This is a genomic window from Rhizobium sp. CCGE 510 (genome assembly GCF_000292525.1).
Classification (GTDB): domain Bacteria; phylum Pseudomonadota; class Alphaproteobacteria; order Rhizobiales; family Rhizobiaceae; genus Rhizobium.
The window spans coordinates 294,424-319,815 of sequence record NZ_AEYF01000048.1 but is presented as its reverse complement, the minus strand read 5'-3'; the positions used below and the strand labels follow the sequence as shown (position 1 = coordinate 319,815).

Sequence of the window (25,392 nt, the reverse complement as noted above, 5' to 3'; positions counted from 1 at the left end):
CTCCGTGACCAGCTCAAACATTGCGGGTGGCGAGCGTTAAGACCCGCCACCCGCCGTTGGACTACGATTGTATGCCGCCCATGCAGACGTATTTCATCGAAAGGAAGTCATCCATGCCGTATTTTGAGCCCTCGCGGCCGAACCCCGACTGCTTGACGCCGCCGAACGGTGCGACCTCCGTCGAGATCAGGCCTGTGTTGACGCCGACCATCCCGTACTCCAGGGCTTCCGTAACCTTCCACACGTTTCGAAGGTCGTTGGCGTAGAAGTAGGCAGCGAGACCGAACTCGGTGTCGTTGGCCAGTTCAATGACCTCGTCCGTCGTTTCGAACCTGAAGACCGGGGCGAGCGGCGCAAAGGTCTCCTCTCGTGCGACCTTCATTTCCTTTGTGGCTTCCGAGAGAAGCGTCGGCTGGACGAAGGTGCCACCACGCTCGTCCCTTGCGCCGCCGACAACGACCTTCGCACCCTTACCGACCGCGTCTTCGATGTGGCTATAGAGCTTCGCCACTGCATCCTCGTTGATCAGGGGACCGATGGTGGCTCCATCCTCGAAACCGTCAAGAACCTTGAGGGCGGAAACCCGCGCCGCCAGTTGTTCTATGAAGCGGTCGTAGACCCCGCTCTGGACGTAGAGACGGTTGGCGCAAACGCAGGTCTGGCCGGCATTGCGGAACTTGGACAGCATCGCTCCTTCCACGGCCTCGTCGAGGTCGGCATCGTCGAAGACGATGAAGGGAGCGTTGCCGCCGAGTTCGAGGCTGAGCTTCATGATCTTTTGTGCGCCCTGCGCCATCAGGATGCGGCCGACCTCGGTAGACCCTGTGAAGGTCAGCTTCTTGACGATGGGGTTCGAGCAGACTTCTTCACCGAACATCCGGGCGTTGTCTGTCGGCAGGACGCTGAACAGGCCGCCGGGTATTCCGGCGCGCTCAGCGAGGATTGCAAGAGCAAGGGCCGACAATGGGGTTTCGGCGGCCGGCTTGAAGATGATGGCGCAGCCGGATGCCAGCGCCGGGGCGATCTTGCGGCAGACCATGGCGGAAGGAAAGTTCCAGGGCGCGATGGCCGCCACCACGCCGACGGGCTGTTTGATGACAAACAGGCGCTTGTCGGCTTGATGCCCCGGAATGGTGTCGCCGTAAACGCGCTTGGCTTCTTCCCCGAACCATTCGATGTAGGAAGCGCCGTAGGCCACCTCGCCGCGTGCCTCGGCCAGAGGCTTGCCCATCTCGGATGTCAGGATGATCGCGAGGTCCTCGGTGTTGGCCGTGACGAGGTCGAAGAACTTCCGCATGACGCCGGCACGTTCCTTGCCCGATCGTGCGGCCCACTTTTTCTGGGCGAGTTTGGCGACGTCGATGGCTTCGCGGACGTCCTGGAGTCCTGCGCCCGGGAGGCTCGCGATCACGTCCCCGGTCGAGGGATTGTGGACCTGGATCGTCTTGCCGCTCGCGCCCTCTTTTCGCCAGTCGCCTCCTACCAGCATTTCCTCGCGTACCAGCGAGGGGTCTTTCAGGCGATCAAGTAGAGCGGTGGAGATAGCCATTGGTATTCCTTTCGATGCAACGTTCAAATCTGATTGCGGATGTGTGGTGAGCGGGCGTAGATCGCGACCATGGGGACAATCAGCAACCCTACGACGGCCTGTTGTGCCGGGAAACTGAGCCCCAGGCCGACGAGAAGCGAGGTCAGGACAGTAAGCACGAGGACGCCGAGAACTGTCGCCCCATACCCGCCGGCACCGCCCAGAAGAGATGTTCCGCCGATAACGACCGCCGCCACGGTGGTGAACAGGTAGGGATCGCCGACACCGACGAAACCGCCGCCGGAAAAACCAAGAAGCAGCATTCCGGTCAGTGCCGACATCGCCCCGCTGACGCTGTGGATCACTGTCCAGATCTTGACTTCCGAGATTCCGAGGCGGGCGGCGGCCGTGCGGCTCCCGCCTACAGCGTAGAGGCTGCGGCCAAACCAGGTGTTGTGCATGATCCAGACCAGAGCTGCGGCAATGACAGCCCATATAATGATAACCGGTGGAAACGGCAGACCGAAGAACTTGCCGTTGAATGCCGAAAGGTTGCGAAGCCATCCGGGGACGGGCGCAAAGACGGTACCGCCGAACTGCGATCCGAGCGAGGTGTAGATCTGGACCGCCCCGACGGCGGCAAAACCAAGACCGAGCGACATGATCAGCGCCTGACCCTGCAGCCGGAAGCTGAGGGCGCCGTTGCAAGCCCCGACCAAAATGCCAAGGAGAAGCACGACGATCATGGCGACGGGGGCGGGAAGACCCGCCACCATGAGGCTTGGAAGCAGGATATTGGCGCCACCGATGATGTATGGGATGGAAAGATCCAGCGCTCCAACGAGCGCGCAGAGCGTCTGCCCGACAGACGCCAGCCCCAGGAAGGCGGCAAGCAGGAGGATCGATCGCGCGTTCTGCGGCGACACGAAGCCCGGCACGAGCAGGGTTCCAAGAATGAGCAGACACGCAAGGAGACAAAAGCCGATCGAAATACTCTTGTGCTTGCGCAAAGGGCTGGCACCACGGGCCGCGCCGATTTCTGAGTTCAAGGCAGTGGAGATCATTTCCTTACTCCCTTACGCGACAGTGCGGCGGCTGATGACGAAGACGTTCACGAGAAGTGACCCAACGAGGATCAGGCCAAAGGCCATTTGCGTGACGAAGCCGGAAACCGTACCGAAGTTGAAAGTGGATAGAAGATACGAGATGAGGAACATGTTGATGGCGCCGAGCGTCGAGCCGAGCGCACCGCCGCGGCCCCCGGAGAGACTGGCGCCGCCAAGGACCAGCGCCGTCACCGCTTGCAGCGTGTAGGTGCTGCCCTGGGTCGGGTCGCCGGATGAGATCAGCGCGGTGTAGCTCAATGCGGCCAGCCCGGCAAAAACGCCGCCGACCATATGGGCGATGATGCGCACGACGTCGACCTGCACACCGCTGGTATAGGCCATCCGCTCGTCAGCGCCTGTCATCCGCAGGTTGCGGTAAAACATCGTGCCCCTCAGGACGCCCCAGATTGCGAAAGCGCCGAGCAGAAGCAACAGGACAGGCGAAAATACGCTCGTTCCCGCGCCCCAGCTTAGCATCCAGTCTGGAGCGACACCGCCGGGACGCGACATGACCATCAGGTTGACGCCCGACAGAACGAGGAAACCGGAGAGCGTGACGATGATGGGCGCGACGCGCACATAGATGATCACAAGTGCTTGCACCAGCTGGAACGCCGCTCCCAATCCCACCGCCCAGGCAATGATGGCCACGGGGTGCGTGATGCCGTTGCCGACCAGCCACGTAATGAGCGTGACGTTGACGAAGCCCATGAGCGGGCCCACGGAAAGGTCCACCGCTCCGCGGCCCGCCATGACAATCGGTGTTATCGCGAGCGTGGTCAGGATCAGCGGCGTTGCAACCAGAATGGCTCCGGCCAGACCATTGTTCGTGAACAGACCCTGGCCCCGGAAGGCGACAGCGCAAAGGAGGACGAGGAAAAGTCCGGCCGGAACGAACAACGAGCGGTCCTGCGTGACTTGACGGAAAGCGGTTGCGGACATCATGCGGTCCTTTCCAGATCGAAATGAACGGAAGCGTCCCGGGCTTTTCCGAACATAGCGGCGAGGATTGGTGCCTCGGCGATTTCCTCGCCGTTCAGGGATCGAAACAACGTTCCCCCGAAGAACACGTCGACGCGATCGGCAAACCCGATGAACTCCTCGATCTCACTCGACAGGTAGATGACACTGCCGCCTTTTTCAGCGAACAGACGGAGCTCCCGGTAGAGGTCGCGCTTGGTGCCGAGATCGACGCCGCGGGCGGGGTCATTCAGGAGGATGACTTGGGGATCGTTTGCGAAGGCGCGCCCGATAAGCACCTTCTGCTGGTTGCCGCCCGACAGCGAGGTGATCCTGTTCGACGGGCTGCCGATCTTGATGCGCAGACGATCCACTTCGCGCTTGAACATCGGTTTCAGCGTGGGCTTGCGGATCACGCCCAGGGGGCCGAGCTTCTTCCTGTAGACGCCTATGGCGAGATTTTCGAAGATGCTTTGTTGCGGGAAGATACCCTCGCGCTTGCGATCCCCGGAGACGTAGGAAACACCGAGGTTGGCAGCATCGCCGAGCGATCGCAGGGCGATCATCTTGTCCGCATCCACCGAGCGGACCTTCACCTCGCCACCGAACGGCTGGATGATGCCGGCCAAGGCGCGGATAAAAGCGTCCTGCCCCTGCCCATCAAGCCCGGCTACGCCGACGATGCTCCCCTTGGGAAGGTCGAAATCGAATAGGCGCGCCGACCTGTGCGCGGCGAGACCCGTCGCGGTTAGTATGAGAGGGGCCGATAGCGCCTTCTTTCGGGAGGCGTATTCTGTCGCATCGCTGGCGCGCCGATCTGCCGGCGTCATCATGGACAGCAGGTTTTCCTCGGTAATCTCGTCCTTTCCGAGCGTACCGACAGTTATCCCATCACGCAGGATCGTCGCACGGTCGGCGATACGCACGAGTTCAGCGATCCGGTGAGTGACGATGAGGATCGTCGCGCCCTCGGCACGAAGGCGGTCGATTTCCGCGTGGAGCCGGAGGGTCGAGTCGAGGTCGAGCGCGGCCGAAGATTCGTCGAGGATCAGCACCTGCGGCCTGCGAAGGATCGCCCGTGCGATGACGATCCACTGTTTGATGCTGAGCGGCAGGCTGCCTGCCAGTTGATCGAGGTCTACGGATTTTCCGACGAGCCGCGCCAGGATTTCAGCCGCTTCGATCCGCCGATCGCCGGTCGACTGCGACCGAAAGACACCGTCACGACCGACATAAAGGTTCTCGAACACGCTGGCCTCGTCGGCAACCAGGACTTCCTGGAAGATGGTGGTCAGGCCGACCCGCTTGGCGTCGACGGGCGAGGCAACCTTTTCACCCAGGATCGTGACCTTGCCTGCGTCCGGGTGCAAAACGCCCGACATGATCTTGGCCATCGTGCTCTTGCCGCTGCCGTTCTCGCCGACGATGGCGTGCACCTCTCCGGCGCGGGCCTCGAAGTCGCACTTCTTGAGTGCCCTCGTCTCCCCGAACGCCTTGGCGACCTCTATCATTCTGACTGTTATCTCGCTGCCCATCGCAAACCTCCCACCCGCAACATCCGCCAAAGCGGCTTTACGATCATCCAACGGTCCGCCCGGCAGTTAAGCCACCGGGCGGATCCGGCTTACTGGGCTGCCGGTTTCCAGGGATCGGCAGGACGCTCGAAGTACTGGTCGGCAATCGCACTTGGGAACCATCCGTCCGCCTTCGGTTCGACGAAATCCGTCGAGTTCACATCGCAACCCTCGGGGATCGCCGCGCGAACCTCGTCGATTGTGAACGGCAGGACAGGGCGCAGGAAGGACTGTACCTTTGGCCCCTGTCCTTCGAGCGTGCGAAGCATGATCTCCCACATCTGCTGCATCTCGCGCCGCGGCGGCCAGATATGGAAGCCGGCATCGATCCATTCGGGATTCTGGCGCCAGTAACATGCCGCCGAAGCCTCGCCACCCAGCGTAATCGGCACCATGTCACGGCCCGACTGGAGCATGGCGTTCAACACGCCGTTCTCCTGCGCGCCCTGTGTCAGAATACCGTCAATCTGGGTGGGGTTCGTCGCCAGGAATTTCTGCACTTCGACCTGCGCGACCTGGTCGGTCCACTTGCCAGCCACTTCGCCGACAATGGTGATGTCGGGATACTTTGCCAGCGCATCTTTGGCCGCCTTGTCGAAGCTGTCTGATGAGGCGAAGCCAGGGATGCCCGACACGAGAAGCACGTTGCCTTTCTTGCCTATCTTGTCTGCGAGCCATGTCGCCATTTCGCCGCCGCCCTGCGCGTGATTGGCAGCGCCGTTGATCGCGTAAGGCGACGTCACGTATCCCGAAAACGAGAAGACAGGGACGCCTGCCTTATAGGCGTAGTCGATCGTCTGGTTGAGAGCGGTGACGTTCGAGCAGCAAATGATGATGGCATCAACACCATCATCAACCATCTGGCGCATCTGCTGGATCTGGACAGCGTCCTTAAGGTCGGACTGCGTGACCACGACTTCGGATACGAGCCCCGCTTCCTTGGAGCGCGGCAACAGGTCATTCATGACGGCATCGAGGGCGGCTGCGCGCCACGTATTGCCGGCATAGCTACTGGCGTAGCCGATCTTCCACGGTGGTCCCTTCTTTGGTTTGAAGTCCTTATAGGCACTCGCGCCGAGCGGGATCTGCGGGTCGACAACCTCATAGATTGTCCTCTCGTTGGCGGGGAGCTGGTCGACGCCGTCAGCCCACGTCGTGGTCGTCAGGGCGCCGACCGCGATCAGCGCCCCCATGGTTCCGGTTAAACAGCGTCTCATTGGATGGTCCTCCCAAGAGATTGTTTCAGGCGACTTTCGCCCTGGTTGCGGAAGCCTGCTGGATTTCCTCAAGGATCGGCAGCAGGTATTTTCTGAATTCGGTGTAGTCTTCGGTGACCGGGAAATGTCCAAGCTTCTCCATCGTCCAGAACTTGCTGCCCTTGACGAGATCCGCGGCGATCTTGGTATCCGCCGGGGAGGTGTTGGGATCGTATTCGCCCGTCAGGAAGTACAGCATGCACCTCGACGTATCGATCTTGCTCGCCTCTTCGGGCGAGACGTTGTGGTCGTAGTAGTAATAATAGAGGTCACCTGCGAAGACGCCCGGACCCCCGCAGCTATATTCCCACTGGATTTCGCGGACATTGGCTTCTGGTGAATACGGCGAGATGTTGAGCATCATTGCCGCGCCGATGGAGGTACGATTCACGTTCGGGTTGTCGAATTCCTTCCTGATGCCTGCCATGCCGACATCGACATATTCGGCAGCCGAGCGCAGTGCCCCTTCGACGGAGATGGTCGCACGGAAGTTGTCAGGATAATTGGACGCCAGATCGATTGCCAGATGTCCGCCCATCGAGCTACCCATGTAAACGGGACGGTCCAGACCAAGGGCTTTCGAGAGTTCCAGCTGGAAGTCCATCATGAACTTCTTGGTCATGTTGTATTCCTTCTCCCACCAGCGAACGCCGTGCGGGGGAAGAGACTTCCCGTGATAAGGCAGGTCGAACGCGATGACGCGGAAGTTCTTGGTCACCTCTTCGTCGCAGAGCGTGTGGCGGTACTGGCGGCCGTCCGAGCCCGCCGTGTGACCGACAAGCAAGGGAATGCCCTCTCCGGCTTCCTCGTAGTAGACGCGATATTCGATGCCTTCGATCGTCAGGTAGACGTAACGGCCGGTGATCGGATCATGCCTGGTCATGCTGCTACTCCTTCCGGACGGGCTTCGCGCATCAGGTTCGTCATGCGATTGAGCGCAGGGAGATACGCGAAGGTTTCGTGATTGTTGCTAAGGTACAGACCGTGTTTGATATTCGACGACTGCAGGCATTGGTAAAATGGCTGCGGCTTCTTCTGGAGAAGCGCGTCCCACTGTTCGCCCGTGCCCCGGATGACGATCGTGCACTTCTCGTCGTCGTAGGCGGCTTCTTCGACCTTCGCCATCTTGCCGTCTTCGAAGTGAAGTGCGACGCTGCGGGTCGGAAAATCGCATTTGATAATGCCGTTGAGATAACGGGTTTCGCGCTTGAACTCGAAGTCCTCCAGCGCCAGTTTTTTGAACTTCTCGAGATCGATGGCCAAGTTCGGCTCCTCCCTAGTTAAAACGGCGCGGCCGATCCACGCCTTTCAAAATTTTCCGCCACGCCCAGCGGCGGCTTCAGATGCCCATTTCGTTGAAGACCTCCTGGGCGTTTCGGAAGCTGTCGATGCCCGCCGGTACGCCGGCGTAAATCGCGACCTGCAGGAAAATCTCCTGGATTTCCTCCTTGGTGAGGCCGTTGTTGATCGCGCCGCGCACGTGGCCCTTGAGCTCATGCGGACGATTGAGAACAGAGATCATGCCAAGGTTCAGAATGGACCGCGCGCGCCTGTCGAGGCCTGGTCGGTTCCAGATCTCGTTCCAGCAATACTCTGTGACGAGCTGCTGCATAGGCCAGGTGAAGTCGGTCGCCTTACCGAGTGCTGCGTCGACATAGGCATCGCCCATGACTTCACGACGCGTCGCCAGCCCTTGAGCGAACTGTTCCGAAGGGACAGGCCGCTTCTTGCCGTATGTTTTCACTGTCGCTTCTTTCGTTGCGGTCATTCAACGACACTCCTAGCTTTCCGGTTTTCAGCAAAATGAACTGATGTTCATACAATCTGTCAATTTCACTGCAATGAGCGGATTTCCGCGGCTAATTGTGATCTTCGACGTATCGGAGGATGCGGGTGTGGTCCTCGGAAGGACCCAGCGCCTTCTGTGCAGCATCCCAGGCGTCTGCCGTGCTGGCGAGAGCGTCGAGGCGAAGACCAAGCGTCTTGGCGAGATCGGCGGCGATGCGAATATCCTTGGCCATCAGGCCAATGGCAAATCCCGACCCGAACGTCTCAGAAAGAATGAACTGCTTCATCTTCACTTCGGTGGCATTGTTCTTCCCAGACGACGAGTTGAGAATATCGACGATCGTCTCCGGCTCCAGGCCGAAGGCACGTCCCAGAAGGACACCCTCGATCGCCGCGAGCACACCTGCACCAGATACGAAGTTGTTAATCGCTTTCATCGCGTGACCCGAGCCAACTGGCCCCGTCCGGAACACTTGTTGCCCCACTGCATTCAGCAGGGGCTCGGCCTCCTTGATATCAGCATCCTCCCCACCGGCCATGATTGTCAAGGTGCCAGAAACGGCTCGCTTGACGCCTCCGGAGACCGGGGCGTCAACCAGCCGAAGACCACGAGAAGCAAGTTCGAGACCGAGATCCCTTGTATCATTTGGAGCAGAGGAACTCATGTCTATGACGACGGCATTTTGCTTGAGGCCGCCACAGGCGTTGCCGCCCAGAAGCGCGTCGCGCACGATCTTGCCGTTCGGAAGCATGGTGATCACGAAACTGGCCCCGACCATGGCCTCAGAAATCGTTTCGGCGGCTCGCCCGCCCGCATCGGCGAGCTTTACCCTGGCGTCTTTCGAAAGGTCGAAGCCGACGATCTCGAAGCCTGCTGAGATGAGATGTTGAGCCATCGGCTGGCCCATGGCGCCCAGCCCGATAAAGGCCACGCGAGTTGCGTCGACTGTCGCTGACAATTTTTCCTCCGAATGCACGCGAGCAACAAAGCTCACCTTTCGTCAGGGGAGATTAAACGGATTATCAGACAATCTGTCAATCGAAATCTTAAGATTCTGGCGCGGCGTTCTTCCGCAGGTATTCAAGCACCACCTTCGCTGCCTGGTCGATGTGGAATTTGCAGGCTGCCGCCGCCAACGGACCGTTGCGATTCTTGATTGCGTTCGCGATATCTTTGATTTCGGTAATGCTATGCGAAAGGCGCCCCGGCTGGGTCATGGATGTCATCCGAAGGAGATTGATCCGGTTATGCAAAGCTGTCAGCATCTGCCTTACGAACACGTTTTTGCTTCCGTCCATCAAGCAGTCGTAGAATGCGTTTTTCGCGTGTATCAGCCGTGTGCCGACGCCACTTTCGGCAGCGGCTTCAAATTCTACCACCGCGGCTTGAAGGGTCGTTATGTCGGCGGCGGTGCCATGCTCGGCGAACTGCTGACCCGCGAATCCCTCAAGAAGTGCGCGCACAGTATAAAGTTGCTGGGCTTCCTCGTAGGTGATCGTGCTGACCACCGGCCCCTTATGGGGATAGCTTGTGATGATGCCTTCAGCTTCAAGCTGTCGCATGGCCTCACGAACCGAGGTTCTGCCGACGCCCAGCATTTCGCAAAGTTCGCGCTCAACCAGTCGCTGGCCGGGCTTGAACCGCCCGCTGACGATCGCCTGACGTAAGGTTTCCTCAACTTTAAAGCGCAACGTCGCGTTCTGTTTGGATATCTGTAGGTCCGTCTGCATCGCCCCGCCAACACCTGTAAACGGCTCACACCGTGCTTAAATCATTCTCTACATATGCAGCCATTCGCGCTTAATATCAATCCAGATTGTCTGAGAGCTACCAGTATCAGTTGATCCTATCGCTATAGATTTGCCTGCTCGTCTGCACATTCAAATATCGAGAGATCAAAAGCGCGTGCTTCGGTGGTGAGGGAGTTACGGCAGCTGATATAGGCAATCAATGGCAGCTCGCCGCGCACAGACAATCACAGACTGTTTGAGAAAAATTGCGAGGCAAGGCTCAGACCGACCGGTGGCGCTAACGTATTTTTACGCTCCCGGCATGTTAAAGAACGCCAGGCGATCCTGCTGCCCGTAAATTTGAACTGGCTGCGAGCGAGCTTTCTGCCGGCACTCAAACTTCCGGCGCTGAGACTGTGCCGTCGGGCCGTCCGTCCGCAACCGGCGCCTTGAGGTGGTCGAGAAACGTCCGGAGAGCGGACGGCACCTGACGATGCGAAACATAGTATGCGTGAAAACCCGGCCCAGTAGAGGACCAGTCCGGCAGCACGACTTCGAGCGAACCGGCGGCGAGCTTGTCCTCGACCCGGGCCCGGAGGCAATAAAAGAGACCGCCTCCCTCCTCCGCCGTGCGGATGGACAGTTCCGAATCTCCGAGCGTGAGCAGTCCCGGAACGTCGAGAGCAACCATGCGATCGCCGTCGCCAAGTTCCCATTTGCAGAGGTGATCCGTACCGGTTCGGATCCGGATACACTCGTGTGTCAAGAGATCGTCCGGCCGCGCGGGCCGCCCTCGTTTGTTGAGATAGGTTGGAGAACCGACCACGATCCATTCAAGTTCGGACGTCAGACGCGACGCGATCATCCCCTCGGGAACTGTTCCCCCATAACGGATACCGGCGTCAAAACCTTCGGCGACCATATCGATAAAGCGATCCTCGACGCTGACTTCGACCTCGACATCTGGGTAGTTGCTGCGAAAACTGTGCAGTCGAGGAGCGATCAACAGCTCGGCGGCGTCACGCAGCGTGGTCACTCTTACCCTGCCCGTGGGCCCGCTCCTGAAGCCGTCCAGGAGGTCCATCGCAGCCTGGATGCCGAGGAAACGGGGCTCCAGTTCGGCAAGCAGCACTTCGCCGGCGGCGGTAAGACTAATGCTCCGGCTTGTCCGATGAAACAGACGGACGCCCAGACGGGCCTCCAAACCCCTGATCGAATGGCTGAGAGCGGAGCCCGAAACGCCGCGAAGCGCGGCGGCCTTTCGGAACCCGCCCGCCCGCGCGATCGCGACGAAAGTTTCAAGGTCGGCCAGATCGGCCCGCGTCGATACCATGAGTGATGGATACTCGCACTTGTACTGAAAAAGATCGTCCTTGCCGACGCCGACCTTGCTTCAGGCGGCTGGCATCTTCAATTCTTATTCAACTGTCCCTGTCTTTGGTATGTGATGGGCGAGGAAGCAGTCAAAAATTTGACCTTAGCTGATCCATGTTGGATCCTGGGAAGGACGGCGGCGATGGCCCGGTCGCTGAAAAACGAGAACCTCCGGGATTAGATGGTCATGCAATGAAGATCTTCGTGTCCACAGCCACGAAAGACGGCACCGGTTGGAACGGATACCACCTCCGCGCGGGCGGTCTGACAGTCCCGGAGGTTCAAGTTCTGAGCTTTTGAAAGCGCCGGCTACCAGTCCTGCCGGGTTGGATGGACGACAATGTCGTTGATCGTGATCTCCGGGGGCTGATCAAGTGCATAGACCACAGCCTCCGCCACCGACGACGGCGGAATACCCTGCTTGTTGAGTTCTCCGGCGATCTTTCTGCCCGTGTCGTCATGAACCTTGTCGGCCCAACCGGTATCGATCACGCCAGGGCTGATCAGAGATACCTGGATCCCGCTTCCCACGCCCACCTCCTTTCTGAGGCTTTCGGTGATACCGCGTATGAAGAACTTCGTGGCTCCGTAAACACCAGCCGCCTCGCCGACATGAACGCCGGCGATAGAGCTCATATTCAGGATGCGGCCGGACCGGCGCTCCAACATCGACGGCAGCACGGCGGCGATCGCATGCAGATAGCCACGCAGATTGGTATCGATCATCTTGTTCCAATCGCCGACGGCGGCATCCTTCCAATAGGAAAAGAGCATGAGGCCGGCATTGTTGACCAATATATCCACCGGGCTGTACGTCGTTGTGGCGAACGCGACGAGCGTCTTGGTGCTTTCAAAGTCCGTCGCATCGGCAACCTGGTAGCTGGCAACACCTCCCGAGTCGGCTATTTCTTCGACAATCTGACTGAGGCGTTTCTGATTGCGGCCGGCAAGGACGACGCGCGCACCTTTTTCCGCCAATCCTCTGGCGGTCGCTGCTCCAATGCCCGAGGAAGCTCCTGTGACGATGGCGACCTTGTCTTTCACATGTGACATGACGTGCTCCTTCACTGCGGTTGGGTCAGTTCGGCTTGCCGGGCGGCTTTGACAGGCTCGGGGGTTGTCCGGTTTTCCAACACCTGCCGCTTGGTTTCCTGGTCTCCGCCGACGACATGGTCGATGTCGTTCATGAGAGCCTCGAACCCCTGCTTCGCGACGAGCGTCTTGTCGTTTTTCTGTTGGCCACCGAGCTTCGTACCGCCCATTCCAGCGTTCGCGTGGAAGTCGCTATTGGTGGCGCCCGGAAGGAGTGCCGTCACCGTGACCCCGGTCGAGCGCAACTCCTCGCGCAGAGATTCCGCGAACATATAACCAAATGCCTTCGACGGGCCGTAAACGGTTTCGTATGGCGTGGGCAGGGTCGCCGAAACCGAGGAGGTGATGAGGATCCTGCCACGGCCGTTCTTGACCATATGTTGGACGACGCGTTTGGCCATATGGACGGTCCCGGTCACATTGATCGCAAGCAGGCGAAGCTCATCCTCGAGATCGTTATCGACGAAGGCGCCGCCAATTCCAATACCGACGTTCAGAGCCGCGGCTTCCAAGGGGCGCCCCAGCCCCTGCGTGAAGGTCCAGAACCCCTCGACGCCATCGTATGTCGAGGCATCCGCTTTGAACGGATATGCTTCGGCATCAAGGCTTCGTAGCGCATCGGCGGCCTCGTTTACCTTGTCGCTTGAGCCTGAAATGGCGACGTCGAATCCGTTCTTGGCGAATTGTTTGGCAAGCTCGAAGCCTATTCCAGATGAGCCGCCCGTGACCATTGCGAGTGGTTTATTCCCTGTCATGATTTCACTCCTTTGGTTTTGTCAGCACCACGATCGCCTCGAGGCGCTGGTGACCAAATGCCCGTGGAGCCGATTGGTTACATGAGCAAAATCGATCGGGGCGGTGAGTGAAAATCATCCACCGATCTGGCAGAGACCAGGAGTGCCTTACCTCTCAAGCCGCAGGGCGCTGCCAAGCCCGACGAGGCATTCCCTACGTCACGAAGGCACCCGAGAGTGAACACGGCTCATCGGTGCGTGCGATCCAGCTCACTTCAAGTGGCAGGCGGTGCGCCCTATGTTGTTTGGGGACTGAGCTGTCGTTCGCAGCCAGCAGATATGGTCCGACTACCACCAAGCGCGCCCGTGTATCGCTGATGCACTTCTTGCGCTGGTGCTGTCGGCCGAGAAAATCCACCGCGACGGCGTGTCCGGCTCACCTTCCAGCGGTGACTCCAATGACGGGAAAGACAAAGATGAGCGAGAGAATGAACAGCATCGTTGCTCCTGGCCGCGTTGCGGTCATCACGGGAGCAGCGAAGGGCATCGGCTTGGCAATCGCGAGGGCTCTCGCGGCCCGCGGCATGAAGCTCGCATTGTTGGATCTCGACACCGACGCACTTGAGGATGTTACCTCGTCACTCGATACCGACACTCTGGTTGTGAGCGGCGACGTCTCGGACATATCCGCACTGGCGAGGTTGCAGGACGAAACAGCCTCTCGGTTTGGCGACGTGGCCATCCTTGTAAACAACGCGGGCATTACGCAAGGAGCCGGCCCCTGGGATGATCCTGCAAAGTGGCGACGCCAGATCGATGTAAACTTCGGAGGTGTTCTAGCCGCACAGCACGTCTTCGTGCCCTACATGATCAACACAGCCCGACCATCGGCGGTCGTCAACCTCGGCTCCAAGGAAGGAATTACAACTCCTCCAGGCAATGCCGCCTATTCGGTGGCAAAGGCAGCTGTCAAGGTGCTGACCGAACAGCTGTCACACGAGCTTTTGAAGGAGACGGGAGGTCGTGTATCGGCTCATCTCCTCGTCCCTGGCTACACGTGGACACCCATGAACATCGCACTCAAGCCACAGGGCGCTGCCAAGCCCGATGAGGCATGGACCGCCGAGCAGCTGGTGGAATACTTCCTGGCCCGTCTGCTCGACGAGGACTTTTACATCATCTGTCCTGATAACGCGGTTACGTCTGCGATAGACGCCAGACGGATCCGCTGGGCGGCCGATGACATGATCCTGAACCGGCCGGCGCTTTCACGCTGGCACCCCGACTGGATGGATAAATTCGCAGCCTGGTTGAAGACAGGCCACTGACGGTGGACTGTTTGTAGAGGAGAGTAATCCAATGCCCAGACCCTATGTAATCTGTCACATGATGTCGCCGCTTGATGGCCGATTGATCGTCAATGATTGGGCCGAGGCAACCGGCCATTCGGTCGATGAGCTCGTGAAGATCTATGACGGCCTGCATGAGAAGATCGGCGCCGACGCCTGGCTTTCGGGAAGAGCGACGGGAGAAGAGTTCGCGGACGCCGTCGACCGCCCCTATCAAGCAACCGGCACAGCCGCGCGACCGATCCATATCGCCAACCCGGACGCCGGCGAGTTCGCTGTCATCGTGGATAAGGACGGTCGGCTACGCTGGGACAAGAACGACATTGAGGGAGCTCACCTTGTCGTCCTGACAGGATCTGACGTGGATGTTGCTTACCTGGCGGGCCTCACCCAGGCTGGCGTTTCCTATATCGTATCCGAGAAAGATGGCGTCGATCTGAAAAACGCGCTCGACGTTCTCGGAACCGAGTTCGCTGTGAAGCGCTTGATGCTGGAAGGCGGGGCGCAAACCAATGGCAATTTCTTGAATACGGGTCTTGTTGACGAGGTCAGCCTGGTCATCTTCCCTGCGATCGGAGGCAAGTCGAATACACCGGCCATATTCGAGGGCGGCGAGGATGGGCTTGCCGGCAGGGCGAGGCTCACGTTTATCAGCGCCGAAGCCGCTGGCCTCGGCTCCGTGCATCTGAGATATCGCGTTGGACGTCCATAAGAGACGTCCATAGGAGAAGATTGTGGAAGGGCTCCCCCATTGGTGAGCCCAGCTTGAGATTCGGGATAGGTGCCGCCTTCCGCGCATCGCGTAGGTAGGATTTCCGCCTGCGATTTAAGAAGACCCGATGCATGAGAGATCTAAACGGGAAGCTTTGGACAGCACGATCGATCTCTTGGCCTGTTCCAGTCAGCGGCCTCTTCTGTGGCAGCAATTCCTCGAGCGCCGACGCCATAGATCCGTCGTTGACCATCACCGTCATGCCCGGCTCGACGAGTTCAAGGGCGGCCTCGGCCATCCGGCGCATGGCCTCGCCCTCCTGCTGCTGGCGAAACCGAAAATCGCTTTCGAAATGGCCTCCTGCCTCGATCGTTGCCCCGCCACGGACCTTGCGAAGCATCCCTGCCTGCTCAAGATCATCCAGATCCTGGTGGTTGGTCATCTTGGATATGCGAACCGATCGGATAGCTCGTCCAGATCCACGACCCTCTGCGCGACCAACAGGTCCATAGTGGACTGCCTCCGATCATCTCTCTTCATATTCTAATCCTCCGGCGCGCACTGCAACCGACCTTCTAACATCAAGGTCCGCACCGTATAAAATCACATACAAACATCATTTTTCGTTAGTTTGTGTTGTTCTATTCGACAACGCTAACGCGCTGCTGGCATAATGGGACACGTTAAGACGTATGATGGCGCGATTCCACCGCTCCATGCATGGCCGAAAGCGCTCATTTTCTAACGAAACGGTGGTTCAAGCGCAAATGTCATCGCCATGGAGATGGTCCCGCGCGTCAGCCGCGCAAAGAAGATGGAGGCCTTGTCCTCCATGGCAAATATCGCGGGCTACCGGGCCGTCATCAAAGCGGGCGCGAATATAGGGTTTCTTCACTGGGCAGATCACCGCGCAGGGCAAGGTGCTTGGAAAAGGCCGGGTCACTGACATCCGGCCTTTTCTCTGCGTATCGCCTTGGGAGGACGATTGTGAACGATGCTTTGGCGTTCGCGATACTCGGAGTTCATCAAACTCTTGATACGTCTCCGTCGGCCAAACAAATCTCGACGAGCATGAGCTGGCGGTCTGTCTGGCGCGACGGATAGATTTTTGAGAGCTGCTCCTCGTGCATGGGAACGATTCGTCGTTCGTCCATACCGACGATTTTGAGCATCTCCTCGGCGGACTCGATCAAGCGTGTCTGGCTGCCATTGGCCAGGCCCGGCGGCACGAAGCAGGGATCGTTGGCGTCCCCACCCGTGAGGTTGCTGTAGGTGTAGATGACGTCGCCGGACAGGACAAATTTGCCGTCTCCACCGGCGGTCTCCACCACCACATATTGCGATCCTGCGGTGTGGGTGTCGAATGCCGGATAGACATGAACGCCTGGCACCAGGTTCTCCCGCTCTCCCTCCACCAGTTTCAGCCGGCCTTCGATATTCGCCTGTGTCAGGTAGAGGATATCGGCCGGATTCAGTCCGGCCTGCAACGAACGAAAGCGACGGCCCTTTGTCAGAATCCACATCCAGGATTCCAGTTCTTTTTTCTGAATGAAAATTTTCGCATTTGGGAAGAACTTCAGGCCGCCGATGTGATCGAAGTGCGCGTGCGTGAGGATGACATGCGTGACGTCCTGGGGCCTGATCCCGCATTCGCCCAGAACAAGGTCCGGAGGCGTCCAACCTGTGACACCGATTGAATTGGCGATCTGGCCTCCGAAATCGGCGGCGTCGTGACCGGCATCGACCAGAACGACTGCATCTCCTGTCTTGATGAGAATGTATGCGAACGGCAGATTCATCGTGCCCTGATTGTGGGCGCCGTAAAAAACCCCGCTGACCGGGTGCACCGGGCTTCGCGAGTATTCAAGCACCCAGATCGAATGCGCTCCCATGGTCTTCCTCCCCATGTCCAAGTAGGGACCCTCCACAGCATGCTGTCGTGTCGAAGGTCGTCGTGCCTAAGATGGCGGCTGATCGTTTCAGCTCGATCGCCGCATTTGAAAGCAGCCCCAGCAGGGGTGCATCTGAAACCAGGACACCGCGCTGCAGGTGCTCCTCCGCCTCGACAAGCAGGCGATCTGCCCGTCCAAGATGGGAGAGTGCGTGGCCCTGCCCCGCGAGACCGGGTGAGCCCGCAGGCGAGGAGCGGACGGATCGCTTTATCTCTGTGGCGCGATCGGCGAGTTCGCCAATCAAGAGGCGCATGCTCTTCTCCTTCAATGCCATATGCATGAAGGAGTAGATCGCGAGGAGCTCGCCATATGTCCTGACGAGCGCCTTGAGGCATGCGCGAGCCTCCGGCGATGACCCCGAGCCCACGAGCGCTTCACAGCGGAAGCCGCCGAAAACGGTGCCTCCGCTGGCCATTATCGCGCAGCCGTCGGCAGCGGAGCATTTGACGGAAGAAGGTTCGCTTCAGTCAAAGCGTCCCAAAATGCAGTGGGTATTGTCTCGTTGATCGCCTTGACGTTCTGATCGACTTCGAATGCGCTCTTTGCACCCATGACCAGCGTGGCCACTGCCGGATGCGCGTAGACGAATTGCATCGCCGCTGCGGGCAAGCTCACCGCATATCTTAAGCAAACGCTCTCGATGGCCTTAACCTTTTCGACGACGGCCGCAGGAACCTTGCCGTAATCGTAAGTGGCCGCGGGACCACTTACGCCGGTTGCCAGGATCCCGGAATTGAAGATCCCGCCGGCGATCACGGAGACGTTCCGCTGGAGCAACTCGTCGAACGCGGCCTCAAGCGGGGCGTGGTTCAGGAGGGTGTAGCGGCCCGCGATCAACGAGCAGTCGATCGAAAATTCACGGGCGACACCAACGACAGACTCGGTCTCGTTGACACCCAGACCAATGGCCGAGACGGCTCCGGTGGAGCGAAGTTCGTCCAGGGCTTTGTAACCTGAGGCCCGCAGCTGATTCCAATAGAACTCGCTCTGGTCGCCGTGCCATGCCCGACCAACGTCATGCACGAGAAGAACGTCGATATAGTCTAGGCCGAGGCGATGTTGGCTGTCTTCGAATGCGCGCATCACGCCGTCGTAGGTGTAGTCGTAAGTGTCGAGAAACGGAAGCGGGTCGATCCACTCGATGCCGTAGACGGTCTCAAGCTTCTTCGTCCTGCTGGCGGGCTTCAATACGCGACCGACCTTAGTGCTCACCACCACGTTTTCGCGTAGCTTGTTCGCCCTGAGGGCATGGCCAAGATAATGCTCCGACTTGCCAAAGCCGTACATCGGCGCGCAATCGAAGTAGCGGATTCCGGCCGCGTAGCCGGCGAGGATCGTCGCTTCGAATTCGTCATAGGAGACATCCGCGTTGAAGCCAGAGAGCGGCACAGTGCCTAGCCCCAGCGAGGACACCCGCACTTTGCTTTTTCCTAGCGGTCTAGTTTCGAGTTCGGTCATGTGGTCATCCTTCGATGTCGTTGGGAGGCATTGCGAGGATCTGAGCTCGGCCATGCCGTCATTATTCGGGTAACGTGTTCCAGCTGCGCGTCAGGTCGCGCTGGCGTTCCTCGCCCAACCACACCTGAAATGCTTGATAGACCTCCAGCCTGACTCCTCGATCAGCAAGGCCTAAGGTATAAGGTCATACCTATCCGAGCAAGTCTTTTTTACGCAGCGGCAACCAGAATTTCAAACTGCTTGAAAACTCGTTAGTCTAAGCCGGGCGCGGTGCCGCTGCCCTTCGCAGACGATCATTGATCGCCCATCCAAGGCCAGTGAGCGGGATTGGAGCGAATGCGATTACATCACTTGGCCCAGCCCAAGCGTCGGCCTCACTCATGACGGCGTAGAGGTTGCGGGCAGCCTCATGAAGGTCACCAGAAGAAGACAGCGTGAACTGACAGCCCTCGCTTTCTGGACCGAAACCGACCCAAACCATGTTGCCGGAAGGACGATCGACATTCATCCGAACTGCAGCTTCGGGAGCATAATGGCTCTTTAGCTGGCCTGGAGCCGAGACTTTCTGGGGAGCGCTGTCCTCGTCAATCGGACCGAGCAAAGCTTCCAGCGCCTCCCGCGTAACCGACCCGTGGCGTAGAATGGTCGGAGAGCCGACCAAAGACAGAATGGTCGATTCAAGGCCATGATCGCATGTGTCTTCTTCCACGATCCCCGAAATTCGTCCTTCCAACTGGCGGGCAACCTCCGCAAAGCGCGTCGACGTGACCTTCCCGGAGCGATTGGCCGAAGGCGCTGCCACCGGAAATCCGACGGCTCGGATCAGCCGCTGGGCGATGCTTGACGACGGAAATCGGATTGCGACATTTTTCATGCCCGCGGTAACTGCTGTTGCGAGCCCCGAGTCTTCCCGCTTTGGCAGGAGCAATGTCAGAGGTCCCGGCCAAAAGCTGGCAGCAGCCAACTCTGCCTTCGGATTGAAATGTGCCATCCTGCGCGCCATTTCCACGTCCGAAACGTGGACAATTAGGGGGTTATGCCGCGGGCGTCCCTTGGCTTTATAGATGCGCTCGATCCCAGCCGGGTTGCTGGCGTCCGCGCCGAGCCCGTACACCGTCTCTGTCGGAAAAGCGACGACTTCGCCATTTCGCATTAGCCAGGCTGCTGCTTCAATCGCACTGTCGCTGACGTCAAAACGACGGATGGCGGTCATCTTTTTTCCTCGCGCTGGTTCTGGAACGGAGCAGAGATCGATAAGGCCAATTGAGGGTTCAGGAGGCTCGGTTCGGCGTGCCTCCTGACAGTCACGTCGTCCCTGCCAAGCCAAACTCAGTTCAAGCCGACTACGCTGTGGGGCACGTATGGCTCCTCGAGTTCGCGGACCTCGTTGTCGCTTAGCTTGACGGCCAACGAAGCGACGGCATCCTTCAGATGCTGAAGCTTCGTAGCCCCGATTATAGGAGCCGTCACGCCAGCCTTTTTGTTTAGCCACGCCATCGCAACGAGGGATCGTGAGACGTTCTTGTCGTCTGCAATCTTTGCGACGACGTCTACGACACGGCGATTCGCCTCGTCCGCGTGACCGTAGAACCGAGCTGTGACATTGTCGGTCTCGGACCTCAAACTGCTTTCCTCCCAAGGCCGGCTGAGGCGCCCGCGAGCCAGCGGACTGAACGCCATGATCCCCACACCTTCAGCTTTGCAGAGCGGCAACATTTCCCGCTCTTCCTCGCGATAAAGGAGGTTCATCTGAGCTTGCATCGAAACAAAACGCGACCATCCGGCAGCGTCCGACTTGTAGAGCGCGCGCGCGAATTGCCATGCGTAACAATTGCTCGCGCCGATGTAGCGAACCTTACCGCTTCGAACGAGATCGGTCAGCGCTTCCAGCGTCTCGTCGATCGGCGTCGAGTTATCCCAGAAATGAATTTGGTAGAGGTCGATGTAGTCGGTCCCCAGCCGCTTGAGGCTGGCCTCAGCCTCCGCGATGATTGCCTTGCGGGAAAGTCCGACCGCATTCGCACCATTGCGCATCTTGCCGTAGACCTTGGTGGCAATGACGACCTCATCACGTTGCACGATCTCCCTGAGCAGCTTGCCGACGACCTCCTCGCTTGTGCCGTCTGAGTAGGCATTGGCCGTGTCGAAGCAGTTTATGCCCTGTTCAAGTGCCTCTTTGATAAAGGGCCTGCTGTCGTCTTCGGACAAGGTCCAAGCATGGTTGCCGCGATCGGCGAAGCCGAAACTCATGCAACCAAGAACCAGTTGCGAAATTTTCAGACCTGACCGGCCAAGCTGACGATATTCCATCTGTCATCTTCCTTCTGATACGGTTTTCGAGCCGAACTTGGCGAGCGCCTGCGCCAGCTCTGGATAAGATTTGGCATATTCATGGAGATCGATTCCGGCGACTGCGGCGTCCCACGCCGCACGGACTGCCCTGACACCCGCCGACGGTCCGCCGGGATGGCTGACGACGCCACCGCCACAAAGATAAAGGTGGTCTACCGTCTGGCCCGTCCTGCGATAGGTCTCGGGTGCCTGTCCACCCCACTGACCCGAACAAACGACCGGCAGCGGGCGGTCGGCGTCACTGAAGATCGGTTTTTGGAGATCATGAAACGACTGGACGAAAGAGCGGTCCGGTTCCCAGTATTTGGCAGCGATGCCGTTGATCTGGAATTGATCGACACCGAGCAGCCGCCAAAGCTGTTGGTAGACCGAGAAATCGAATCCCAGGCCCGGATGCCGAGTTAGAAGATCCCAGCCGTTTCGATGGGCATGCAAGACCAGAGACGACCGTCGACGCAGAAACAGAAAAGCGCCCATGCCGATCGAGTTGATGTTGATAACGGCGGCGTTGCCGCCCTCGCGCACCACCAGGTCGTGCTTGCGAACCATCTCGTCCGGATCGACGTCGGAAATGCCGAACGCATACATCACCTTCTTGCCGGTCCGCTGCTCCTGGTCACGGATGATCGGCATGATGGCTTTCACCCGCGCCTCGAGCGAGGAGTAAGGTGGCGACGTCAGCTTCTCGTCGTCCTTGATGAAGTCGACACCGGACGCGACAAGTTCGGCAACCACGTGCGCCGTCTCATCGGGCGTCAAGCCCAGCGCGGGCTTGATGATCGTGCCGATGATTGGCCTATTGTAGACGCCGGTCAGACGCCGGGAGCCTTCTATCCCGAATTGAGGACCCGCGTAGACGCCTTTAAATTCTGGAGGCAGCTGCAGGCTGACGACCCTCAGCCCGGTAAACTCCTTGATCGACCAGACCCCACCCAATGCAATAGTGGTTAATGCCGAAAGGTCAGTTCCGACGGCCTCCAAAGGATAGGCGATCGTTGCTTCCGCCCGGTTAAAGACTTTCCCCGTTGCCGGGAGCGAGGGAGCATTGAGAGAATCCAGTTTGTTGAACGCAACAACCCGCGCTGCCGCTCGCGCCTTCAGTTGCGGCGTCTCTCCAGGGAGGTCAACAAATGTACCCGTCGACTGGTCGCTCGCGATCTTGACCGCCAAGGCCTCGGCGCTCCCGGCGGTCTCGATCCGATAGGTGACCAGAATGTCCGAAGGCCTCCGCTCAGCCAGATCCATCGCTATCACGCCGTCGGAACTGGGGCTGCGTCGGGGATGAGGCCGGACGACTTCAGCTCAGCCCAGAACGCATCCGGAATCGGCGTCGAGATCGCGGCAACGTTCGCGGCGACGTGTTCGGGCGTCAGCGCTCCCTGCACCACCGCAGTCACCGCCGGATGTGCGTAGACAAATTGTGTCGCTGCGGTCGGAAGCGAGACGCCGTGGCGTTCGCAGACGGCTTCGATCGCCTCGACCTTGCGGACGATCGCTTCAGGCGCGGGCTGGCAATCGTAGGTGCGGGTCGGTGTCATCGACTTGCTGCCCTCGGCGAGGATGCCGGAGTTGTAGATGCCAGCCGCAATGATGCCGATGCCGCGACGCTGCATTTCTGGATAGAAATGGTCGAGAGCGCCATGGTTGAGCAGGGTGTAGCGCCCGGCGACCATGGAGCAGTCGAGATCGAATTCCTCCGCGACTTGCTGGACCGACGCCGTTTCATTGACGCCGAGGCCGATGGCCTTCACGGAGCCTGTGCTGCGCAGCTCGTCACACGCCTTGTAACCACTCAATCTCAGCGCCGACAGGTGAGTGTCGTAAGCCTCGCGATGCCATTCGCCGCTGACATCATGGAGATAAAGGATGTCGATGTGGTCCATGCCCAGTCGCTGTTGGCTGTCCTCGAAGGCGCGCATTATGCCGTCGTAAGAGTAGTCGTAGTCGTCGACGAACGGCAGCGCCTTCACCCAGTCGATGCCGTAAAGGCTCTCAGCGCGCATTGCGCGGCTTTCCGGCTTGAGTATCCGCCCCGCCTTGGTGCTGACCGCGACCTTGCCGATGAGATCGTTGTTGCGAAGGACATGGCCGAGGGAATGCTCGGACTTTCCAAGGCCGTAAAGGGGCGCGGTGTCGAAATAGCGGACACCCAAGTCGTATGCCTTGAGGACGACCGCTTCGAAAGTCTGGAAGCTCACATCGACATTGCACCCACCGAGCGGCGAGGTACCCAGCCCTAGGGAGGTCAGCGTCACATCGGTCCTTCCAACTTTTCTTTTCAACATGGTGATCGATCCTATTTCCTTGGTGCAGAGCGGACGGCCGCATGGGCCGTCCGCCATCGTTCGATTACATGTACTTCTCGACATTGCCGGAATCGAGCACGAGCCACGGCACGACGTAGTCCTTCTCGGTGCCGCCCTTCCATTCCATCAGCGAGCCCCAGATGTCGGACTGGGGCTTGTAGCTCTCGCCCTTGATCGCCCGCAGTGCGAGGTCGACCGCGCCCTGGCCTTCGGCGCGGGCGTACTTGTAGAGGCTGACCGCCATCTCGCCCTTCTTCACGGCGCGCTTTGCGTCCGGGATGCCGTCGATCGCAAGAACAGGAACGGCCTTGAGATCGATGCCCGCGCTCTTCATCGCTTCGATCGCGCCAAGCGCCATCTCGTCGTTTTCCGCAAGAACGCCGTTGATCTGACCTGGATGCGCGAGCAACCAGTTCTCCATGAGCGCCTGACCCTCGGCGCGGCTCCAGTTGCCTGTCTTGTCTTCGATGAGCTTGAGATTCGGAAATTTGGCAAGACCAGCGTCGATGCCTGCGCGGCGCTCGATCTGGGCCGACTGGCCGATCGGACCTTCCATGAGCACGACGTTGCCGCCGTTCGGAAGGCGCTTGGCGAGTTCCTCAGCGATGATCCGGCCGCCTTCGGTGTCGTTAACGATGATGGACGCGGTGTATTTCGTCGACTTCGTCTTGAGCGCCGATACGATCAGCGGGATTTTCGCCTCCGCTGCCTTTTCGATCGGCGGCGCCGAGGCCTCAAGGTCGAACGGTGACATGATGATCGCGTTGAACTGTTGGGTGATCGCGGTGTCGATCTGGTTCGACTGTGTCAGCGGATCATATTTGCCGTCGAAAACGGTGATCTCGACCTCGCCCGACTTGACGGCGGGATGGTTCTGGATTTCCGTCGACCAGGCCTTCATGTATTCGCCGGACTCGCCGAACGACAACGCCGCGATCCGGATCTTGTCTTGCGCGAACGCCAGTTTGGGGCCTGTCAGTGTCACCGCAGCGAGTGCCAATCCCGCGCCTGCCGTCAGCAGGCTCCTCCTAAACATCTGCATTTCTTGTTCTCCTCTGGTTTGAAAGTGCCCGAACACGCCTTGCATGACCGGGCATTGTCGCCGACCACGTCGGCGGCAATTCTGAAATTTCCTATTTGCGGAACTGGTCGGCGATGACCGCGACCACAATGATGGTGCCCTTGAGCACCTGCTGGTAGTAGGAGGACACCCCCATCAGGTCCATGCCATTGTTGATGGTGCCAATTATCAGCGCTCCGATGAGAGTACCCAGCAATGAACCGCGGCCGCCTGCGAGACTGGTACCGCCGATGACGACGGCGGCGATCGCATCGAGTTCGTAGCCGATGCCCGCTTGTGGCAGCGCCGCGGTTGTCCGCGCGGTCAACACAAGCCCTGCCATGCCAGCCAGGAACCCAGAGATAACGTAGGTGGCGCCGACGATTACTTTGGTAGAAATACCGCTGGTGCGCGCCGCCTTCTCATTGCCGCCGACGGCGTAGACGTAGCGTCCGAAGGTCGTGTAATGCAGAACGACCCAACCAATGATGAAGACGAGAAACAGAATGATGATCGGAACGGGGATGTACATGACCTGGCCGGAGCCGATCCACTTGTAGGCGTCGGAAAGATTGGGGATCGGACTTCCCTGGGAGAAGATCAACGTGAGACCGCGCGCTACGCTCAGCATTCCAAGCGTCACCACGAACGGCGGAACCTTGATTGCGGCAACGAGGACGCCGTTCACGAGGCCGAGGCCTGCGCCAACTGCCAGTCCGGCCAAGATTCCGATGAGCACGAAGTGTTCGTTGGTCTCGGTGACCAGGCTGGCGGCGATCATGCCGGAAATAGCCATGACCGAGCCAACGGACAGGTCAATGCCCTTGGTCAAGATCACGAAGGTGACACCGATCGCCAGAATACCGTTGATCGATGACTGTCGGACAAGATTGAGCCAGTTCGGCCAGCTCATGAAATAGGGGCTTGCAACCGAAAAGAACGCGACGATCAGCAAGAACACCAAGACAATGCTGAATTGCCTTATCAACTCGCCGGCACGGAAGCTTCCCGCTTTTTCCAAAGCGATTGTACTCATTTTGCAAATCCTCCCATTGGTGGA

General features: G+C 59.2%; 24 protein-coding genes and 2 pseudogenes. 3 read left to right on the top strand and 23 right to left on the bottom strand.

Annotated features, from left to right (window positions below; all coding sequences use genetic code 11):
* Positions 1–61 precede the first annotated feature (61 nt).
* The 13 genes from RCCGE510_RS29860 to RCCGE510_RS29800 all read right to left on the bottom strand — a co-directional run bounded on the left by RCCGE510_RS29860 (position 62) and on the right by RCCGE510_RS29800 (position 13,164).
* Entirely contained in the window at positions 62–1,549 is a 1,488-nt protein-coding gene (locus RCCGE510_RS29860) for an NAD-dependent succinate-semialdehyde dehydrogenase (RefSeq protein WP_007636588.1), read from the bottom strand.
* 23 nt (positions 1,550–1,572) lie between these two features.
* Complete coding sequence (locus RCCGE510_RS29855) at positions 1,573–2,592, bottom strand: sugar ABC transporter permease (RefSeq protein WP_007636586.1); 1,020 nt, start codon at positions 2,590–2,592, stop codon at positions 1,573–1,575.
* 12 nt (positions 2,593–2,604) lie between these two features.
* Entirely contained in the window at positions 2,605–3,579 is a 975-nt protein-coding gene (locus RCCGE510_RS29850) for an ABC transporter permease (protein ID WP_037080236.1), read from the bottom strand.
* Positions 3,576–5,129, bottom strand: coding sequence for a sugar ABC transporter ATP-binding protein (locus RCCGE510_RS29845; protein ID WP_007636583.1), 1,554 nt, complete (start codon positions 5,127–5,129; stop codon positions 3,576–3,578). The genes RCCGE510_RS29850 and RCCGE510_RS29845 overlap by 4 nt, the downstream gene beginning before the upstream one ends.
* An 89-nt stretch (positions 5,130–5,218) precedes the next feature.
* A complete protein-coding gene (locus tag RCCGE510_RS29840; RefSeq protein ID WP_007636582.1) occupies positions 5,219–6,361 on the bottom strand; it encodes an ABC transporter substrate-binding protein in 1,143 nt (380 codons plus the stop codon).
* A gap of 49 nt (positions 6,362–6,410) precedes the next feature.
* Entirely contained in the window at positions 6,411–7,307 is an 897-nt protein-coding gene (locus tag RCCGE510_RS29835) for an alpha/beta hydrolase (protein WP_007636581.1), read from the bottom strand.
* Complete coding sequence (locus RCCGE510_RS29830; protein WP_007636580.1) at positions 7,304–7,687, bottom strand: hypothetical protein; 384 nt, start codon at positions 7,685–7,687, stop codon at positions 7,304–7,306. Before RCCGE510_RS29830 ends, RCCGE510_RS29835 begins: the two co-directional genes overlap by 4 nt.
* A gap of 76 nt (positions 7,688–7,763) precedes the next feature.
* On the bottom strand, positions 7,764–8,192 hold the full coding sequence (locus tag RCCGE510_RS29825) for a carboxymuconolactone decarboxylase family protein (RefSeq protein WP_192815368.1): 429 nt from the start codon (positions 8,190–8,192) through the stop codon (positions 7,764–7,766).
* Between the two features lie 91 nt (positions 8,193–8,283).
* Positions 8,284–9,120, bottom strand: a complete 837-nt coding sequence (locus RCCGE510_RS29820; RefSeq protein WP_240539721.1) for an NAD(P)-dependent oxidoreductase — start codon at positions 9,118–9,120, stop codon at positions 8,284–8,286.
* 139 nt (positions 9,121–9,259) lie between these two features.
* Complete coding sequence (locus RCCGE510_RS29815) at positions 9,260–9,943, bottom strand: GntR family transcriptional regulator (protein ID WP_007636577.1); 684 nt, start codon at positions 9,941–9,943, stop codon at positions 9,260–9,262.
* A gap of 394 nt (positions 9,944–10,337) precedes the next feature.
* Complete coding sequence (locus RCCGE510_RS29810; protein WP_007636573.1) at positions 10,338–11,276, bottom strand: LysR family transcriptional regulator; 939 nt, start codon at positions 11,274–11,276, stop codon at positions 10,338–10,340.
* Between the two features lie 350 nt (positions 11,277–11,626).
* Positions 11,627–12,370, bottom strand: a complete 744-nt coding sequence (locus RCCGE510_RS29805) for an SDR family oxidoreductase (RefSeq protein ID WP_007636571.1) — start codon at positions 12,368–12,370, stop codon at positions 11,627–11,629.
* 11 nt (positions 12,371–12,381) lie between these two features.
* Positions 12,382–13,164, bottom strand: a complete 783-nt coding sequence (locus RCCGE510_RS29800) for an SDR family NAD(P)-dependent oxidoreductase (RefSeq protein ID WP_192815367.1) — start codon at positions 13,162–13,164, stop codon at positions 12,382–12,384.
* Between the two features lie 455 nt (positions 13,165–13,619).
* On the opposite strand from RCCGE510_RS29800, the gene RCCGE510_RS29795 reads away from it, so the two are divergent.
* On the top strand, positions 13,620–14,471 hold the full coding sequence (locus RCCGE510_RS29795) for an SDR family NAD(P)-dependent oxidoreductase (protein ID WP_037080227.1): 852 nt from the start codon (positions 13,620–13,622) through the stop codon (positions 14,469–14,471).
* Between the two features lie 31 nt (positions 14,472–14,502).
* On the top strand, positions 14,503–15,204 hold the full coding sequence (locus tag RCCGE510_RS29790) for a RibD family protein (protein ID WP_007636564.1): 702 nt from the start codon (positions 14,503–14,505) through the stop codon (positions 15,202–15,204).
* A 187-nt stretch (positions 15,205–15,391) separates the two neighbouring features.
* Here the strand turns inward: RCCGE510_RS29790 and RCCGE510_RS34010 are convergent.
* A pseudogene (locus RCCGE510_RS34010) lies at positions 15,392–15,744 on the bottom strand (DeoR family transcriptional regulator); the annotation flags it as partial.
* A 223-nt stretch (positions 15,745–15,967) separates the two neighbouring features.
* On the opposite strand from RCCGE510_RS34010, the pseudogene RCCGE510_RS35780 reads away from it, so the two are divergent.
* Positions 15,968–16,124, top strand: a pseudogene (locus RCCGE510_RS35780) (NAD(P)(+) transhydrogenase (Re/Si-specific) subunit alpha); the annotation flags it as partial.
* Positions 16,125–16,229: 105 nt separating this feature from the next.
* Here the strand turns inward: RCCGE510_RS35780 and RCCGE510_RS29780 are convergent.
* The 9 genes from RCCGE510_RS29780 to RCCGE510_RS29740 form a co-directional block, all read right to left on the bottom strand.
* Positions 16,230–17,096, bottom strand: coding sequence for an N-acyl homoserine lactonase family protein (locus RCCGE510_RS29780; protein WP_007636560.1), 867 nt, complete (start codon positions 17,094–17,096; stop codon positions 16,230–16,232).
* The gene (locus RCCGE510_RS29775) at positions 17,068–17,409 is read right to left on the bottom strand and encodes a hypothetical protein (protein WP_240539712.1); all 342 of its coding nucleotides are present in this window, start codon (positions 17,407–17,409) and stop codon (positions 17,068–17,070) included. Before RCCGE510_RS29775 ends, RCCGE510_RS29780 begins: the two co-directional genes overlap by 29 nt.
* A gap of 161 nt (positions 17,410–17,570) precedes the next feature.
* Positions 17,571–18,614: an aldo/keto reductase gene (locus RCCGE510_RS29770; RefSeq protein WP_007636556.1), complete on the bottom strand. Its 1,044-nt coding sequence runs from the start codon at positions 18,612–18,614 to the stop codon at positions 17,571–17,573.
* 256 nt (positions 18,615–18,870) lie between these two features.
* A complete protein-coding gene (locus RCCGE510_RS29765; RefSeq protein WP_007636554.1) occupies positions 18,871–19,827 on the bottom strand; it encodes an L-threonylcarbamoyladenylate synthase in 957 nt (318 codons plus the stop codon).
* Positions 19,828–19,943: 116 nt separating this feature from the next.
* Positions 19,944–20,924, bottom strand: a complete 981-nt coding sequence (locus RCCGE510_RS29760; protein ID WP_007636552.1) for an aldo/keto reductase — start codon at positions 20,922–20,924, stop codon at positions 19,944–19,946.
* Positions 20,925–20,927: 3 nt separating this feature from the next.
* Complete coding sequence (gene oiaX, locus RCCGE510_RS29755; protein WP_007636550.1) at positions 20,928–22,211, bottom strand: 3-oxo-isoapionate-4-phosphate decarboxylase OiaX; 1,284 nt, start codon at positions 22,209–22,211, stop codon at positions 20,928–20,930.
* A gap of 5 nt (positions 22,212–22,216) precedes the next feature.
* Entirely contained in the window at positions 22,217–23,251 is a 1,035-nt protein-coding gene (locus RCCGE510_RS29750) for an aldo/keto reductase (RefSeq protein ID WP_157179964.1), read from the bottom strand.
* 64 nt (positions 23,252–23,315) lie between these two features.
* On the bottom strand, positions 23,316–24,314 hold the full coding sequence (locus RCCGE510_RS29745; RefSeq protein WP_007636547.1) for a substrate-binding domain-containing protein: 999 nt from the start codon (positions 24,312–24,314) through the stop codon (positions 23,316–23,318).
* A gap of 91 nt (positions 24,315–24,405) precedes the next feature.
* Positions 24,406–25,368: a sugar ABC transporter permease gene (locus tag RCCGE510_RS29740; RefSeq protein WP_007636546.1), complete on the bottom strand. Its 963-nt coding sequence runs from the start codon at positions 25,366–25,368 to the stop codon at positions 24,406–24,408.
* Positions 25,369–25,392 lie beyond the last annotated feature (24 nt).